Annotated in this window: 12 protein-coding genes; 5 read left to right on the forward strand and 7 right to left on the reverse strand. The window is 44.8% G+C overall.

What is annotated here, in order from left to right; all coding sequences use genetic code 11:
* Window positions 1-119 precede the first annotated feature (119 nt).
* Both IP485_RS00895 and IP485_RS00900 read right to left on the reverse strand, forming a co-directional pair.
* The gene (locus tag IP485_RS00895; RefSeq protein WP_198325606.1) at window positions 120-1,715 is read right to left on the reverse strand and encodes a hypothetical protein; all 1,596 of its coding nucleotides are present in this window, start codon (window positions 1,713-1,715) and stop codon (window positions 120-122) included.
* A gap of 54 nt (window positions 1,716-1,769) precedes the next feature.
* Window positions 1,770-3,812: a hypothetical protein gene (locus IP485_RS00900; protein WP_198325607.1), complete on the reverse strand. Its 2,043-nt coding sequence runs from the start codon at window positions 3,810-3,812 to the stop codon at window positions 1,770-1,772.
* Between the two features lie 317 nt (window positions 3,813-4,129).
* Between IP485_RS00900 and ggt the strand changes: the two genes are divergently transcribed.
* Window positions 4,130-6,079: a gamma-glutamyltransferase gene (ggt, locus tag IP485_RS00905; RefSeq protein ID WP_198325608.1), complete on the forward strand. Its 1,950-nt coding sequence runs from the start codon at window positions 4,130-4,132 to the stop codon at window positions 6,077-6,079.
* Between the two features lie 105 nt (window positions 6,080-6,184).
* Here ggt and IP485_RS00910 read toward each other — a convergent pair whose 3' ends face one another.
* Window positions 6,185-7,315: a restriction endonuclease gene (locus IP485_RS00910; RefSeq protein ID WP_198325609.1), complete on the reverse strand. Its 1,131-nt coding sequence runs from the start codon at window positions 7,313-7,315 to the stop codon at window positions 6,185-6,187.
* A 337-nt stretch (window positions 7,316-7,652) separates the two neighbouring features.
* On the opposite strand from IP485_RS00910, the gene dnaE reads away from it, so the two are divergent.
* The 4 genes from dnaE (at window position 7,653) to cysE (ending at window position 13,726) form a co-directional block, all read left to right on the forward strand.
* On the forward strand, window positions 7,653-11,357 hold the full coding sequence (gene dnaE / locus IP485_RS00915; protein WP_198325610.1) for a DNA polymerase III subunit alpha: 3,705 nt from the start codon (window positions 7,653-7,655) through the stop codon (window positions 11,355-11,357).
* Between the two features lie 72 nt (window positions 11,358-11,429).
* The gene (locus tag IP485_RS00920) at window positions 11,430-11,804 is read left to right on the forward strand and encodes an Hpt domain-containing protein (RefSeq protein WP_198325611.1); all 375 of its coding nucleotides are present in this window, start codon (window positions 11,430-11,432) and stop codon (window positions 11,802-11,804) included.
* A complete protein-coding gene (locus IP485_RS00925; RefSeq protein WP_198325612.1) occupies window positions 11,804-12,685 on the forward strand; it encodes an RNA methyltransferase in 882 nt (293 codons plus the stop codon). Before IP485_RS00920 ends, IP485_RS00925 begins: the two co-directional genes overlap by 1 nt.
* A gap of 132 nt (window positions 12,686-12,817) precedes the next feature.
* Entirely contained in the window at window positions 12,818-13,726 is a 909-nt protein-coding gene (gene cysE / locus IP485_RS00930) for a serine O-acetyltransferase (RefSeq protein WP_198325613.1), read from the forward strand.
* 153 nt (window positions 13,727-13,879) lie between these two features.
* Here the strand turns inward: cysE and IP485_RS00935 are convergent, their stop codons facing one another.
* The 4 genes from IP485_RS00935 to IP485_RS00950 form a co-directional block, all read right to left on the reverse strand.
* Window positions 13,880-14,428: a 2-amino-4-hydroxy-6-hydroxymethyldihydropteridine diphosphokinase gene (locus IP485_RS00935; protein WP_227686356.1), complete on the reverse strand. Its 549-nt coding sequence runs from the start codon at window positions 14,426-14,428 to the stop codon at window positions 13,880-13,882.
* Complete coding sequence (folB, locus tag IP485_RS00940) at window positions 14,418-14,855, reverse strand: dihydroneopterin aldolase (RefSeq protein ID WP_198325614.1); 438 nt, start codon at window positions 14,853-14,855, stop codon at window positions 14,418-14,420. The genes IP485_RS00935 and folB overlap by 11 nt, the downstream gene beginning before the upstream one ends.
* A gap of 63 nt (window positions 14,856-14,918) precedes the next feature.
* Window positions 14,919-15,881, reverse strand: a complete 963-nt coding sequence (rarD, locus tag IP485_RS00945; RefSeq protein WP_198325615.1) for an EamA family transporter RarD — start codon at window positions 15,879-15,881, stop codon at window positions 14,919-14,921.
* Between the two features lie 266 nt (window positions 15,882-16,147).
* Entirely contained in the window at window positions 16,148-18,481 is a 2,334-nt protein-coding gene (locus IP485_RS00950) for a bifunctional prephenate dehydrogenase/3-phosphoshikimate 1-carboxyvinyltransferase (protein ID WP_198325616.1), read from the reverse strand.
* Window positions 18,482-18,540 lie beyond the last annotated feature (59 nt).

Raw genomic sequence — 18,540 nt, forward strand, 5'->3', positions numbered from 1 at the left:
CAGCTGTATACGTATAAAATAAAAAAGCGCGCCGTTAATAGGTGCGCTTTTTTTAATGCAAAATTATCCTGCTTAAAAGCCAATAATGCTTTCTATTCACTCATTAATACCTTAATCAATTACTCAATCACACCGAAACGCTCTTTTGCCATCGGTAGCATATTAAACATCATCTTGCCCATCGCCGTTCCATTACCATCTTGGTAGTATTGCAACAATTCAGGGCCGTATTGCCGTAAATCGATACTATTGCTAGCACTCGGTGATTGAACATTACTCGGCAGGTTCGGAAACGCCAACGCTGTGGTATTGATAGCAGAATACTGCTGCAAGACATCCATCGTCAGGCTTTTATCTGTATTAGGTTTACTGGTGTTATCCAGCTGTCGATGCATCTGCTGCCATTTCAGCTGACCTCGTTTATCGAAACCATATAATTCTTGGACATCTGTATTTGCAGTGGCGTTTGTGTCTATGGTTGCATCATCAGCCATTTGTTCTTTTATCATCGCCAGTACTTTTTTTACCATTGCCTTACTGGTCAGATCTGGTGAACTCTGAATGGTCTCAAACGCTGTCATTGGCTCAGCTTCTTTTACCAGCTCTGGATATTGCTTACTAATACGACTGTAGAAAATCTGCATATAGTTTTGATAAGAGGCTTGATAGCTATCAAAGCTTTGCACTCGGCGAATGATTTGGTCTGTTGGTAACATCACTGATAGCTGATGCGCTGGTAATTTGGGCGTCAATGATGCCAGCGTATTAGGAGCCACATAATCGAACTGGCCAATAGGAGCTGCGTCATAAGTCGCATCTAACGCGGCGAAGTGGCTTTTGATCAGCTCGCTACCAAACCCCTTGGGCAGCGTACCATCATCAATGGCTATTTTTAACCACTTATTTCGCCATGTTGTACCTAGCTTATCGTCTAGCAGCTCGGAATTAAGCAGTGCAAAGTTATCTGCCCATAAATAGACATCACCGTTTTTAAAATCTACATAGATCGGCTGATTGATACTGCTGTGATGATTGCGCGCTTGGTACTGTACACTGGCGAGCATAGTGGCCTTACCCGCCATTGGCTGGTAGATACCTTGAGCATTGATAGACAATGGCTTTAACAAATACGCATCGAGCAATTGTGCCTTTTTGGCATCTATCGGTTTGGGTTTGTCTTCATAATTGTCAAATAACGCCTGATAATCTGCTGCTACCTTCACATCGCTATCATATTGATGATCATCCCATGCATGATAGGCATCTACGCACTCAAAGTACGACTGCCTGATGGTGTCACGTTTGACATCATAATCGGTGGCTAGAATATCTGTATTCTGCTTTTCTGCTTGCAGGATCAACGCCGCATACGCTTGATCATGCGTTTCTTCGCAGTGCTCGTTTACATAGTCTGATGCGACCAGTTGCTTGGAAGACTCGCCTGTAACTTGCTGGTCGTTGCTAGTTTCGTTGCCAATCTCAAGGTTACTATGATAGCTGAACGATTGGCGGCGCTGTTTTTGTAACGCGGCGGCTAAAGTCTTTTTTGCAGTGCTAGGTGATTGCTTCGCGGCCACCATGTTAGATTGGCCTAGATTAGTAGACTGGCAACCTGTTAATAACAGTGCCCCTGATAGCAATATACTAGTCAGTAGTTGGTTGCTTTTAATCCCAAATGGCAGACGTAAGCCAATATTTTGATGTACTGTTTTCATTTTTTATCCTTAATAGACATGAGCGTAGATGTGACAAGATGATGCGACTGAAAACTATTGCTCAGCTGCATCGGTGGCCTCGTCAACATCGCTCTCATCGACTGCCTCTTCGCTATGATTACGGTCATATTCGTCATTACTATAATCATCTATTGAGCTGCCATCCTCATAGTCGTAACGCACATAACGTGCCGTTTGAAGCCTGTCTTTTTGTTGGCGCTGCTCTGCAATCCACGCATTGCCATCAATAGAAGGCACAGCATTAGCACCAAACGACTCTGTCAGTAGGGGCGTTAAAGCATGGCGATTAAAACTGGCTTTGTCATAACGCACTTGATTGAGCATGGTCGTGGTAGAGCCCATTAAGTCACCACCGATATTGACACGCTGCTGCTTGGCAAGTAGGCGATCTGAGCTATCTAAATAGTAGTAATTAATCTGATTAAACGAGATGGGCCCGATCGCTTCGATAAGTTGTAACAGCGACCCCACATCTGCGCTTTGATAGCCCTTATTGTATAGCTGTATCTTGGCAAGCGCGGCTTTTAGCACAGCACTATCAGGATATTTGTTTGGATTGGCATCGACATACTCTTGCAGTGACTGCGTCACATATTTCAGCGTCTTGCCGATCATCTCACCGCTTTGCTGACTGCCAAAATAAACTTTTACCGCGCGTGTCGCACCAACTTCTTTGGCAAACGCATCACCACTGATATCTACCGCGCTAAAATGCTCAGGCGCGAGCTCAGCCATGCTGCTTTGGATGGCATTAAGTACCGCATCGTAAAGCACCGCTGGCGGTAACTGTGCCGTGATGCTTTCAGGCAGCCCAAATCTCACGGTATGTGAGGCCATCTGCGTAGGCAATGGCGTGTGTTCAGGATTAGCGAGCGCGACAATTGGCATGATGGCCGATGGGTCGACGGTGACATTGCTGTTGTTAAAATCAAATGCCAACGGTATCTGTATCGATGCGCTAATCGTTGGGGTGACATAGTCGTAGCTATAGACGCTTTGTAGCTGACGCTGCTTTGGATGATATTGACTGACACTATTAAATGTCAAGTTCTGATATTGATACGCATTGGTTGCCGCTATCTGTTCAGGGGTGCGGTGGAACATACTCAGCAGATTACCAATCAAGCCAGTAGAGGAAGCTGACAGGTTGTTCGTAGCGCTCGGCTCTGTCTCAGCGCGCTGTTTTGCCAATTGCATGGCTTCGTATTTTGCGGCCATTGTCTTGGGATTCATGCCTGAGAGCAGGCCGCCACGGCTTTCTCTTTCGTTGCCGTACTCATTGTAGCCATCGTGATCATAGCCGTCACGGTCATAGCCATATTCATCATAGCCATCAACATCGTAACCGTCTTCATCTAAAATCGTGTCATCGTTAGCGCCACTACTATAATAGCTATCTCTTGCCGGCTCATTTTCACCGGCTTCCGCCAATATCGCAGCGATGGCTCTTCTTTCTACATCGTCCGCGTTACTCTCATCATAATCACTATTGTCATAGCCACTATTATCGCTCTCATCATTGTCGTTAGAGCCACTCTCATTGTAGTCGTCAATGTAAGCACTTTCAGGCTGATAAGCATAGGTTTCTATAATCGTTCTGAGTAAGCTACTCGCTCCTGTATCGATACTATCTGCGTCTATAAAAGGCACTGATTGATAATTCGCTTGAGTAACGGCCACATGCTCTGTGGCTAAATGCTGACGAATCGCTGTCAATAAATGCGACTTGGCTTGGTTTTCGGTACTGGGGTATTTATCTTGATCAAACAGTTGCGCGTAACGCTCAGCTTGGGCGTTTTGGCTAGCCGTAAAAGCACGGCCCTGACGTTGACTCTGCCCAGCATCTGCGACACTAAAGTCCATGAGCGTGCTAGATACACTCGCATTAGACGAGACAGCTGGGCTTGATTGACACCCTGCGAGTACAAGCGATGCACTGCTCACTAGCAAGGCGATAGAAGTCAATTTACACGTCTGATATACAGGACCATTATTATTGTGATGGATAGTCGAGTGATGATGCGCCACCTCAGAGTAGCATTGTCGATTACGGTTATTCATATGGTCTGATGGCATAGTAGTCCCTTGGTATAAACAGTCGATAACGAGTGTACATTAGTACCGTTATTTATATCACAAGAGCTTACACTTTAGTAATACTAGCGCAAATTTTTAAAGAAAAACTTCATTGATAAATAACCTAGCCTGCATGAAGGTATGAGGATACTTAGGGAGAGCCTCATTTTAAAGGTATAGCCCGTATGACCAAGCCTGATAACAAGCTGGACAATAAAAGATAATAAACAACTTTCTACTATTCTATATTTTCGTTACTATTTAAGCTTATTTAACGGATAGCCTACTATTTCCACTCGCGTAAAAAGGACTTTGCGATGTCTCAGCCATTTTCTCATCACAATCATAGTAATCAGCAGCACACATCAAAAACGAACAATAAGCTGAAATCCAGTATCTTACTCATTACAAGTGCATTACTACTGTCTGTCTCTGCACAGGCATTAGAACCAACATCCTCAGCAAATAACAATACGATCAATACCACTTCAATCAATACCAATGCGATAAATTTGGCCATCATGGCTGATAATCCAACGGTACTGTCTGAAACCAAGCGCATCACACGAGCAAAAACCAGTACACTCAATACCACATCCAGCAACGCCAATAGTGACCAAGCTATTTACTCTGAAGATGCCATTCATCACCCAGTCTGGGCAAAGAACGGCATGGTCGCCACCCAAGAAGCGCTTGCATCTGACATCGGTTTACAGATTTTAAAGGATGGTGGTAATGCGGTAGATGCTGGGGTCGCAGTGGGCTTTGCCCTAGCCGTTACCTTACCTCGTGCTGGCAACATCGGTGGTGGCGGTTTTATGATGATTTATGATGCCAAGCAAGGCAAAACAGTGGCGCTTGATTACCGTGAAAAAGCACCGAGTAGCGCCTCGCGCGATATGTATCTCGATGAAGCAGGCGACGCTGTCAGTGACTTATCTCGCTATCATGGCTTAGCCGTTGGCGTGCCAGGGACAGTAGCAGGACTATTAAAAGCGCTAGAAGATCACGGTACCATGAGCCGCGGGCAAGTCATGGCACCCGCGATAGCACTGGCTGAGGACGGCATAGAAGTGACGGCTGGATTGTCCGAATCACTCACCGCAATGAGCGATCGTTTGCAGAAATGGCCGAGCACCAAAAAAGTATTTTTTAAACCTGATGGCAGTGCTTATCAGCCGGGTGAACGTCTAAAACAGCCAGAGCTTGCCCGCTCGCTAAAGCTAATTGCCGCACAAGGAGCTGATGGATTTTATAAGGGTGAGACCGCTCAAAAACTGGTCAAAGCGGTCAATGAAGCTGGCGGTAGCATGAGCCTGCAGGATTTGAGCGACTATGAAGCGATTGCTCGCGAACCTGTCAAAGGCGACTACCGTGGCTATGAGATTGTCTCTATGCCGCCGCCCTCCTCTGGTGGTATTCACATCATCGAGATTTTGAATATCTTAGAAGGCTATCCGCTTAAAGACTATGGTCAAAACAGCGCACAGACCATTCATTTAATGGCGGAAGCGATGCAGTTGGCTTATGCAGATCGCGCTGAGTATCTAGGTGACTCTGACTTTATTGATGTACCTGCCAGCGGCTTAACCTCACAAGCCTATGCGGACAAACTGCGTACGTTGATTGATCCAAATAAAGCCACACCAGCAGCTACTATCAAAGCCAATAACCCACTCCCATACGAGAGCGACCAAACCACGCATTTTTCTATCGTGGATAAAGACGGCAATGCGATAGCCAATACGTATACGCTTAATTTCTCTTACGGCACTGGGCTGGTTGCGGATGGGACAGGGATTTTACTCAACAATGAGATGGATGATTTTTCTGCCAAACCTGGTGTACCAAATGGCTATGGATTATTAGGCGGCGAGGCCAATGCTGTGGAAGCCAATAAGCGTCCGCTGTCGTCTATGAGTCCGACGCTCGTATTCAAAGACAGTAAGCCCTATATCGTCACAGGCAGCCCAGGTGGTAGCCGGATCATCACGACTGTCACTCAAATTATCTCCAACGTCATCGATCATGATATGAATATTGCTGAGGCAACACATGCCCCGCGTATTCATGATCAATGGCTACCTGATGAAATCAGAGTTGAAAAAGCACTGAATATCGACACAGTGAAAAAACTTGAATCAATGGGACATACCGTCAGTCCAAAATCCGCGATGGGCTCTACACAGTCGATTATGCTCACACCAAATGGCGTTTATGGATCGTCTGATCCTCGTATCGTTGATGCGGCAGTGGTTGGGTATTGAGTGATTAGAATCTGTATTTAATCATTATAAAGAGGCTCTATGTGTTGCTATAACGCCTAGAGCATCTTTTATAGAGAAAGCTCAATAAGTGCATATTGAGCTGTCTTAATACAACTTTATCTTGTCAAAGAAATCGTTGTCTAATAATAGTTTTGGTCTGGCATTCACCTCTTTTAAACCGACCTTATGTTGCATCATCAATTCAATCAAGTTCATTTGATCAATTAGGATGAGGCTATGCGAATCAGTCGAATTAGCATAGTCTTGCGCCGGCTTAGTAAAACTGGTAGTGGTAATAAATATCCCATGATGATTGGTTTTTTGTGGTGGATAAGCACCTACAAAATTTCTCAAATCTCCATTTGAAATATTATTACCTGTGCTATACAGCTTGGCTTGAATATAATAATTATGTACCTCACCATCAGGAAAATCCTGAATAATCAGTCCATCAATACCATTATCGTTAGATCGTCCTGTATGACGAGAGGTTAAATTACTCTCAGGACTTTCTATCTCCAATGATCTCTCAATTAATTTCAAACAAAACCATTCAAACTGTAAAGGTGATAAGCTTTCAAGTTGAGACATAATCATGTCAGGCGTCACTTTGACAAAATCGCTGCCAACTGTAGCATCTGCATAATTATTCATAAATATAGAAGTTCGACGTTTAGTTTCATCGATTAAATGACTAATAAGCGCATCACCGTTTTTACCATAGGCTGCCGTATTTACTTTTTGTAAATCAGAAAATGATTTACTGTCAAAGCGCTGAAAGTTAGCAATATAGTCATTATTTCGTATGCCCTCACCGACATATTGACCGAAGTTATTACCTGCTAACCAAAAATAGACTTTACCGAAAGGGTCTAAACGTATGATGTTTTTAGGCGTTACTTTTTCATCAAAGGTAATAAAGTTAGCAAAATTCTGATTTAGATTAGGGACCAAACTAAATTTATCCTCCTTAACCAAGCCCATCGCTGATAAACACAGCAAAATCAAATCAATGATTTCGTCATAGCAAGGAGAGCCATCATGACACTCATGACGTATGTCATGATTACTTATATAATTAATATCTTTATGATCACTCACGATTTGTGCTAGTTTTTCAAACTCTCTATAAAACACAGTGCGACCAATTGTGTTTCGCGTACTCAAGTTTTTTATAGTTTGTATTCCAGCATTTAGCATATCGCCAAATGCAGGCAGCTTAGTAATATTACTCATAGTATTATCGTCTTTTTTTTATTGCGTGAATAATATAGTAGAATTGACATCTTATGACAATTTTTAGAAACAAATGTTTATTTTATCAATAATTGAGATGAAACGTAGCAAAATTTCATACTAATAAATAAGAAAAACGAATTCCCTCACTCAGATTAAACCCTTTGAATCAGTGGCTGTCTGCGGCAAATAATGCTATTATTGACGACCCCATTTAAAACGTATCAAGATGGCTACCGAGGTCTTATTTGCCTCTATGTCTTAATATAAATGATTGATAAACATCATTTATATTATCGGTAGCTTGTTTTTTTGATCGTACTAGTAAGAGTCTTCTATGGCATTTGTACACCTTGGCATCCACAGCGAATATTCCATCACCGATTCTATCGTGCGTATTAAGCCGCTGGTAAAAGCTGCTGCGGCTGACAATCAGCGCGCGTTGGCATTGACCGATTTGTCCAATTTATATGCCACGGTGAAGTTCTATCGTGCCTGCTTGGGTGCTGGCATCAAGCCCATCATCGGTAGCGAAGTCATCGTGGATAATGAAGACACGCGCCTCACCTTACTTGCGATGAATAACGAAGGCTATCAAAACATTACCCGTATCGTATCGCTTGGGTTTACTGAAGGTCGTGCTGATCCTGTCAATCATGGCACGCCTGTCATTAAGCGCAGTCATATCCTAGAGCATGCAGCAGGTGTCATTATACTGCTCACGGAAAAGTCAGATGTGGGTCAAGCATTGGTCGGCTCGATGCCAGAAAAAGCCGATGAACTACTCACTGAGTGGCAGGAAAAGTTTGACGATCGATTATATTTTGCCATCAAGCGCACCAATCGCTCAGGCGAAGATGCCTTTATGAGAGCCGCTATTCAGTCAGGGGCCAAATACAGCATACCCATCATTGCCCATAACGACGTCCGTTTCTTAGCACAAGATGATTTTGATGCTCATGAAGCCCGTGTGTGTATCGCAGGCTCTTACGTGCTTGCAGATTCAAGCCGTCCGCAAACCTACTCAGATGAGCAATATCTAAAGACACAGACGCAAATGGAGCAACTGTTTGCTGATATTCCACAGGTCATTGATAATACCTTACGCTTAGCCACGCGCTGCAATGTGACCTTGACACTGGGTATTAATGTATTGCCCGACTTTCCTGTCCCTGAGGGTGAGACGACTGAATCGTTCTTTCGTGCAGAGTCGCAGCGTGGTCTGGAACAGCGCCTAGACAAGCTATTCCCAGTAGAAGCACGTACTGACCACTGGGGTGATTTTCGTCAAAGATACGACGAACGCCTAGAGTATGAGCTGGGCATCATCCTATCAATGGGGTTTCCGGGTTACTTCCTCATCGTTATGGACTTTATCCGCTGGGCAAAAGCCAATGGCGTGCCAGTTGGACCAGGCCGTGGTTCCGGTGCTGGCTCGCTGGTCGCTTATGCGCTAAACATTACCGACCTTGATCCGATTCATTACGATCTACTGTTCGAGCGCTTCTTGAATCCTGAGCGGGTATCGATGCCCGATTTCGATATTGACTTCTGTATTGAAGGGCGTGATCGTGTCATTGATTATGTGGCGCAAACTTATGGTCGTGATGCCGTCTCACAGATTATTACCTTTGGTACCATGGCAGCGAAAGCGGTTGTGCGTGATGTGGCGCGCGTACAAAGCAAGTCGTACTTTTTGGCTAATAAAATATCCAAACTGATTCCAAAAACACCCGGTATCACACTCAGCCAAGCACTCGAGCAAGAACCACAGCTGAAAGACTTAATCTCTAACCCCGATAATATGGATTATGAAGATGCCATTGAAGTTTGGGAGATGGCCATTAAGCTTGAAGGCGTCTGCCGAAATGTCGGTAAACATGCGGGCGGCGTGCTGATCGCCCCGCATAAAATCACCGACTTTAGCGCCATTTATTGTGATGACGAAGGTCACCGTGTCAGCCAATTTGATAAAGATGACGTCGAGGCTGTTGGACTGGTGAAGTTTGACTTTTTGGGTCTACGTAACTTAACCGTCATTAATGCAGCGGTTGAAAACATCAATTTGCGCCGTGCGAAAGAAAACGTGCCAGCATTGGTCTTAGAAGATTTGCCACTTGATGACAGTAAAGCCTATAAGCTACTGCAAGATGCCAAGACCACGGCCGTCTTTCAGCTAGAAAGTATGGGTATGAAAAAGTATCTCGCCAAACTGCAACCGACCAACATCGAAGACGTCATTGCCATGTGTGCGCTATATCGTCCCGGTCCGCTCGATGCAGGCATGGTAGAGATGTATATCGACCGTAAACATGGTCGTGAGGAAGTCATCTACGATCATCCCAATCTTGAGCCGATATTAGAAAACACCAACGGCGTTATTGTCTATCAAGAACAGGTCATGCAAATATCACAGGTCATGGCAGGCTATAGCTTAGGCGGGGCTGATATGCTACGCCGTGCCATGGGTAAGAAAAAACCTGAAGAGATGGCCAAACAGCGCGATATCTTTGTCACTGGTGCAACCTCACAAGGTATTGATGAAGTCACTTCAGGCGGCGTTTTTGATCTGATGGAAAAGTTCGCCGGTTACGGTTTTAACCGCTCGCATTCTGCGGCATATGGTGTACTGGCCTATCAAACAGCTTATCTAAAACAGTACTATCCTGCGGAATTTATGGCAGCAGTATTGACCTCAGATATGAACAACACGGACAACGTTGTATTTTTTATCAATGACTGCCGCGAGAACTTTGAATTGACCGTGGTGAATCCGTCGGTGAATCGCAGTGAATGGCATTTCGTCGCCGATACACCGACCAATATTATTTATGGTCTTGGCGCAATTAAAGGCGTGGGTGAAGGTGCGGTAGAATCTATCGTAGATGCACGTCGCCGTGAAGGGCCGTTTAAAGACTTATATGATTTTTGCCGCCGTGTTGATATCAAAAAGGTTAATAAGCGTACCCTTGAAGCCTTGGTCAGTGCGGGCTGTTTTGATGACTTTGCCGCGACTCTGCGCCCTGATTTGCCAAGCGACGAAGCATACGAGATTCGCGGTGCGCTAATGAGTCAATTGCCAAGTGCCGTACAAGCCGCTGAGCAAGACCGTCAAAACCGCGAAATCGGTATGATGGATCTGTTTGGTGAAATGGACGGTGTTGTGGCAGCGCCGCCACTTGTGATGACACCAGAGCTGATCTGGGGTGACAAACATCGCCTAAAAGCGGAAAAGAACACATTAGGATTGTACTTAACAGGTCATCCAATCAATGAATATTTAGAAGAGCTCAAACGCTATACCTCTGGTGCACGCCTCGATAAATTAACCGATACTGGCTATAACGGCAGCTGCTATTTCTCAGGACTCATTATAGACATCGCTAACTTTGGCAATCGTAACGTGATTACGTTAGATGATGGCACATCGAGGCTAGAGGTTAGCTGCTATGCTGAGCGTTTCAATCGCGTCAAAGAGCAGTTGAAAATCGATGAGGTTGTCATCATCAGAGGCAGCATCCGTGAACGTGATGGACGCCTGTTTGCACGCCTAGATAGTGCCATGAGCATGGTCGATGCACGCTTGCGTTGGCTCAAAAAAATCAGTATCAAGGTTCATGGTAGTGATGTTAATTTGCTCACACGTCTACAACCATTGCTTAAGTCAGCACAGGCGGATATCATTCCTGAGCCGCGTCTGGCTTATAACCAAGATCAAGACGAGCAAGGCAATGGTAGCAACAGTGGTAATGGTGCCTATGACCCTGCGATGGGTGGCAGTTTATATGATGAAAATGGCAATGACTTGCTGGCATTAGACAATGGTAGCGCTGGCAATCAAGACTATGCCAACAATGCCTTGAGCAATACCGACGCCTCTATCAATGATAACTGTCTACCGCTTGGGCTGAGCGTTTATGAAATGTACGGTATCGCAAATGTGGGACTGTCTGAGCACTGGCGCGTTTATCCAAACGATGATAATTTGCAACAGCTAAAAATGCTAGTAAGTGAAGATAACTTACATTTCCATTACAGCTAAGACGTACATTACTTTTAAAAAATTCATTATAGTAACATTACTGCTTTAACTTTTAACAATTGGATAAAAACCATGGATGACATGCCAAATAATAATACTCAGACCAGTGAAGAGATTGTCAATCACGAACAGTTCGAAGACATGCGTGATTTGCTAGAAGAAGACTTTGTTGATCTGATACAAGTGTATTTTAAAGACAGTCAACAGCGAATAGATACACTCCGAGTCGCTCAGCAAGCAGATGATAATGCCAATGGGTTTGAGACAGCCCATGCACTAAAAGGGGCAAGCGCTAATTTAGGTACTACTCAACTGGTTCGTCTTAGCAGTCAGTTGCAAGAGCACTGCCGTGGGCGCCGTATCAGCGAGCACGCAGATCTGGTTGAAGAAATCGCCATCGCATTACAACGTGCTGAACAAGAAATCAATATAAGACTGGGACAATAATGAGTAACGATTCTTCATTAGCACAATCTGCCCACACGGTGAGCGACTACCTTGATTGCCTGCAAGTAGTCATGGTCAATACAACTTTGCCTGCTAATATTGGCTCAGCGGCACGTGCGATGCATACCATGGGTTTGTCTCGTTTGACCGTGGTCGATCCCAAATTACCGATTGATGAGACCAGTGTGTCTCATGCAGCGGGTGGTGGTGAGCTGTTGTCCTCTGCATTGATAGCGCCTACCCTAGAATCTGCTATCTCTAACTGTCAGCTGGTGTTTGCTGCTAGCAGTCGTAGCCGTCACTTACCTCGCCCTGTCGTGACACCCACGCAGGCAGCTAAGATCATGTTTGACTTTATCGATACACAGTCAGCTTTAAGTGCAAATGATAGTACCGTTGATACCTCATCAGCTGCTCTTTCTAGCAAACCAAATATTGCTATCTTATTTGGACGTGAAGATCGTGGATTGACCAATGAAGAGTTGGCTTACGCAGATTATCATATTCAAATTGATGCCAATCCTGCTTATCCTGTACTAAATGTTGCATCAGCCGTGCAGGTAATCGCCAGCTTTATCTTTGCTTACGCCCAGACGCACATTCAGACAGCAGATAATGTAGATACTGATTTGAGCGCTCCTGTTCAGCCAACGCTTAATGTGCATCTACGTCAGCAATGGGATGAGCCTGCTATTACCCAGCAGCAGCTACAACAGCTTACTCAGCGTACCACTGACCTGATGGTGAATCGTGGTCTTGCAAATAGTGAGCATCTAAAATCGTTGCCATCACGATTGTCTAGACTTGGGTCACGTTTGCAGCTTGATCAAAAAGAGTATCAGCTACTCAGTGCTTTGATTGCCAAACTTTCAAAGGACTAAGACACGTTTAAACGTATAAAGTTGCCATACTTAAAATAGCTTTGTGTAAATACGATTATTATAAAACGACGACAACTTAGCGGTATTGTCGCTTTAGCAACATACTTTACTGACGAATAGACAGGACGCCTTATGTCATTGCCATCCAAGTTTTTTAAATCATTGGTCAATATTAAAAAAGACCTAAAAGAAGATGTCGATGCGGTATTTACCCGTGACCCTGCAGCACGCAATAGCTTAGAAGTCATTCTGACCTATCCCGGTATTCATGCGCTCATTTTGCATCGCGGTGCGCACTGTCTGTGGAACAATGAACAGAAACTGGCGGCTCGTGTTATCTCATACGGCTCACGTATTATCACAGGTATCGAGATTCACCCTGCTGCCAAGATCGGCAGACGCTTTTTTATCGATCATGGTGTGGGCGTCGTGATTGGAGAAACCGCTGAAATTGGCAATGATGTGACCCTGTATCACGGCGTTACTCTTGGCGGTGTATCTTGGAACAATGGCAAACGACATCCAACATTAGAAGATGGTGTGACCGTTGGTGCTGGTGCAAAAGTATTGGGGCCATTTACGGTCGGTAAAAATGCCAAAATCGGCTCAAATGCAGTGGTAGTCAAACCAGTACCAGCAGGCGCTACGATGATCGGCAGTGCCGCGCGTATGATCTCAGATCATCATGATGAAAAAGGCAATCCACTGACTACCAAAGTACAGGATGCTAAGCAGCAAGAAAAAGTTGCCCAAGCTGGTGAGAGCGACGATCAAACTAAAGATACGACCCCTACTGCCAAACGTACCAATACTTTCCGTGCTTATGGTATCGACCCTTATTCACAAGACCCTGTTGCAGAAGCCTTTGCTAAAATGCTTGAGCATATCCAGCAATCAGAAAATCGCCTCGATCAACTGCAGTCAGCGATGTGTGATATTGATCCAAGCTTTTGTAAAAAGAAATATGACAAGCTGTGTTTAGAGGATTTGGATGTGATTGGTCGTGCTGATGTAGATGCAGTAGATACCGAGCAGAAATAATATTCATGCACCTACCTATACATCACTCACTGATAGATGCGCAAAAAGATTCAAAATCTATAAACTTCATCAAATGACGCGTCAGGTAATATCATAAAAGCCCTGCTAGGTAAAATAGCGGGGCTTTTTATGGATAGCAATAAACGTCAATGATTAATAACTGACCTTTACTAGTTCATTTATCCCTGCATTTTCATGCGCTTTAAATGGATAACGATCCGCCATTACAATCCAATTAGATGCAATCCAATTAGGCATTGGTTCAGATATTGATTCTTTGCTTAGGCTATTTTCTTTATTAGCTGGTTTGATTAACAGAATATCAATATCCATTGTCACCAGTCTTACTTGATTAGGTTCAATCTGTCGACACCGATTACAGTCACCTTCAAGCGTTTTGAAGGTTTGCTGTAATTGCTGCAGGCTCATCGGTGTGGTCAGTGCTAGATGGACACATTGATTAGTATAGTCAGGTTTTGGTAATTGGGTAGTCGCAGTAAAATCAGGGTTTTGAAATGCTGTAGACAATCGTATCTCACCTAGCGCTGCCAAGCTCTCTCGAGCAAGCGGCAGATACTTTTCGGCTTGATAGTTACTACCCAGCGCTAACACGACCTCTGCCACAGACTGCGCTTGTACAGTCTCAGGTGCACATTGTGTTAGCGATGCTAAATTCAAATCCATTGACGTTTTATGCATCATCAGATTGGCTATTATTGACTTCTTTAGCAGCTTCTTTATCAGCTAGCTCATTTGCTGACGCTGGCGCATAGCGTGTTATCTGTACCCCAACCGCATCGGCGGCTGTAATGGCTGTGGGCTTGGCAATGCTTAGTGTGATTTTCTGACAGGCATACTTTGCAAATAGCTTATCAGAGATTTGCCCAGCCAAATGCTCAAGCAGTTTTGCTTTGATCTCTATACACCACTCGCTCACATCATCACAGACTTCTTTATAGCTCAGTGCATCGCTGACATCATCTGACACAGCAGCACGGCTAATGTCCGTCTCAAGCGCAATATCAATGAGTAATGGCTGAGTGATAGCGCGCTCCCAGTCAAAAACACCAATCACTGCTTCTACTTTTAAGCCTTTGACAAATACCACATCAGATTCGGTATAAAACATGCTCTCATCCTTGCTTGCTAAATTTTTAATTAGAATGTTAAATTCAGTGTTCAAATGAAACGACTACTTGGCTTGCTGCAATGTCTCTTCACGCAGGCGTGCCGCCTTGAGCATTTTGCTTGGTCGATGTCGCCACAAATCAATACTGAACAGCAGCAGGCCAAACCAAATCAGGCCAAATACCGCCAAGCGTTTTACATCAAAGGCTTCATTATAATAAAACACGGCCAAGAAGAAAATAAAGGTCGGTGTTAAATAGTTCATAAAGCTCAAGATACTATAAGCCACCAGTTTGGTCGATTTATTGAATAACAGGAGCGGTATTAATGTGATTGGCCCCGCTATCATCAACAGCCAAATATTTGAGCTGAACCAAAAACTTAATTGGTGGCTTGCCACATCAGACTGCCAAAACCACCATAGACAAATCGGTACTAACATGGTCGTTTCAACAAACATCGCATCAATCGCAGTCAACGGCGTTTGACGCTGAATCGTACCATAAGTGCTAAAACTGAACGCCAGTATCAATGAGATCCATGGCAAGTTACCTATCATAATCACCTGAATGGCCACCGACAATAAAGCAAAGCCAATCGCCACCCATTGCAGGGTACGTAAGCGCTCTTTGAACAGTATCATTGAGAGCGCCACACCCACCAGCGGGCCAATAAAGTAACCCAAACTGGCCTCGAGAATACGGTCTTGGTTAACCGCCCAGACATAGGTCAACCAATTGGTCGCAATAATTAAACCAGACAAAAAGGTGAATACAATCCATCTTGGATTTTGCTTTAAGGTGTCAATCCACTGCCAGCGCTTGGTCACGACCAGCAGCACCAGCAAACATAAAAATGTCCAAATAATGCGATGGCCAATAATTTCAGTGGCATCGTATTCAGACAACTGCTTGAAATATAATGGAAACCCGCCCCATATAAAAAAGGCAATGAGCGCAGTGATAATACCGCGTCTGGTGGTTTTTATGGGGGTCACAGGTTTTTTGACGACGTTTTGGGTAGTCATAATATAGGACAACTTGTTAGAGCAAAGCGTACTCTCACCCAATTCTGAGTATTATTATCATTTTGATGGTGAGAGCACAGGGTTACTACAGTAAGATTAAAAGGTAAAAAGCAATGTACTCATGCCAATAGTGACATGAGTACATTGCTAACGATTTTAAACTGAATGATTAAGGACTTTTATTTATAAGAGTCAGTATTTGGCTTAGGCTATTTTACTCGGTAAGTCGTATAGAAGTATTAAGCCAGTATTCCGTACGCAACGACTTATTCAGCGCCCGTATCCACTTGGATAGACATACCAATGTGATTGGCAAGTTCTGCAAATCCTGGGAAGCTGGTATTAACCGTTTCGACCCCTTCAATGGTGATTTGCTTGGATGCACGCAGACTGGCCACAGAAAAGCTCATCGCAATACGGTGGTCATGGTGCGAGACGATATGACCGCCACCAAAGACTGGCTGGCTATTATTTATGTCGCCGTTCTCAGTAGCAGCGCCTTTACCTTCAATAATCAGACCATCATCAGTAACAGTACAATCAATACCAAGCGTATGTAGCCCTTCTGCCATCACAGCAATACGGTCAGATTCTTTGACACGTAGCTCTTTGGCACCCGTCAATACCGTACGGCCTTGCGCACAGCTGGCTGCGATAAACAGTACAGGAAATTCATCAATCGCTAGCGGTACGAGGTGCTCTGGTATTTCAATACCGACCAAGTTTGAGCTGCGAATCGTAATATCAGCAACAGGTTCGCCGCCCACATGTGTCTCATTGCTCAGGCTAATATCCGCTTGCATTAATTTTAAGATATCGATAATGCCCGTACGTGTCGGGTTGATGCCTACTTGCGTTAGGGTCAACTCGCTATTTTGGCTAATGGCAGCAGCCACCATAAAGAAAGCTGATGATGAGATATCCGCAGGCACTGCGATATCGCCACCTGTTAATGTACCACCGCCTGTGACGCTGATACGGTTGCCGTCTACGGTTACCGGATACCCAAAGGCCGATAGCATACGCTCGGTATGATCGCGACTGATCTCAGGCTGAATGACAGTTGTCGTACCCTCGGCCCACAGTCCTGCCAATAGCAAACAAGACTTGACCTGTGCGGAAGCAACTGGCATGTCATACTCAGCGCCTTGGAGGGGCTCACCAACATTCTCACGACCAGTGATGCTGAGTGGTGCAGTACCGCTATGCCCAGTGCTCTGAATCACGGCACCCATAGACCGTAATGGCGCTGCCACACGCTCCATCGGGCGTTTATTAAGACTGGTATCACCTGTCAACACGCTATCAAACGACTGCGCGGCCAAGATACCAGACAGCAGGCGCATACTGGTGCCAGAGTTACCCATGTACAGTGGTGTTTTGCTAGGTTTTAAACCATTCATACCGACACCATGAATGGTCAAGTTACCATTATCAGGGCCTTCGATAGTCACGCCCATATCACGGAATGCTTGTAGCGTTGCTAGCGCATCCTCCCCTTCCAAAAACCCAGTAACATTTGTCACGCCTGTGGCAAGACTGCCCAGCATAATACTGCGATGTGAGATAGATTTGTCACCAGGAATGGCAATAGTGCCAGAAACAGTATTGCTAGGCGTAATATTATAAGAAGCTGACATGGCAGAAGTATCCGTATAAGGGGTGCTGGCTAACATATGGCCGAAATGTCGCCGTGCGGCTTGCGCGCGGCCCAAAAGTCCCATCAGGGCGGTTGAATCTTTATCAATGATAAGCTGGCGCATGGTCTGTAAATAGACACCATACTCATCAAGGGCGCTCACAATCGCGCTTTGATTGGCAAAAAATATATCATGCCACATTTTAGGGTCACTGGCAGCGATACGGCTAAAGTCACGAAATCCGCCAGCAGCATAACGAAACATATCTAAATTGTCATCGTGGCTCGCCAATTGCTCAACCAAATTGAAGGCAAGCAGATGTGGCAAATGGCTGGTGTGCGCCAGTATGCGATCATGATGCTCAGCGTCCATTGACATGACATTTGCACCCACTGATTCCCATAATAGTCGCAACTTAGCAATAGCGGTTGCACTGGTCGTCGGTAGCTCACAGATAATGACACTATGATTGATAAATAAACTGGCGCGGCGCGCATGATACCCTGAATTTTCAGCCCCAGCAATTGGATGCGCGGGTACCAGTCCTGTCGGCAGCGAGCCGAACACCGCTTTAGCAGCATCAATGATATTGACCTTAGTACTACAGACATCCGTCATGATGCAATCACTGGCAAGCTGACCACCATCCGTTGCCTGTTTAATATCAACAAACACGGCTTGGACGGCCTGTACTGGCACTGCAATGATGATCAAATCACTGCCAGCGATGACGTCTTGTAGGGTTGCACTACCAGCGTCTAGCAGACCATGCTCAATCGCTTCTGTAATACTTGGCGTATGCCTATCGACCGCTACCAGACGCGCGCTTAAGCCATTGTCTCTAATCGCTTGCGCAAAGCTTGCACCAATCAGCCCAAGTCCAATCACACAAACTTGTTTAAATATAGGTAGTTGAGTATTTAGAGACGATTGAAGTTTATTATTTTTCTGACTACTCACGGCATTTCTCGTTGAACACACTCAGACATAGATAAAGCCAGTCTTAGTATTATAAAATT

It is taken from the genome of Psychrobacter sp. NG27, assembly GCF_016106655.1.
Classification (GTDB): Bacteria; Pseudomonadota; Gammaproteobacteria; order Pseudomonadales; family Moraxellaceae; genus Psychrobacter.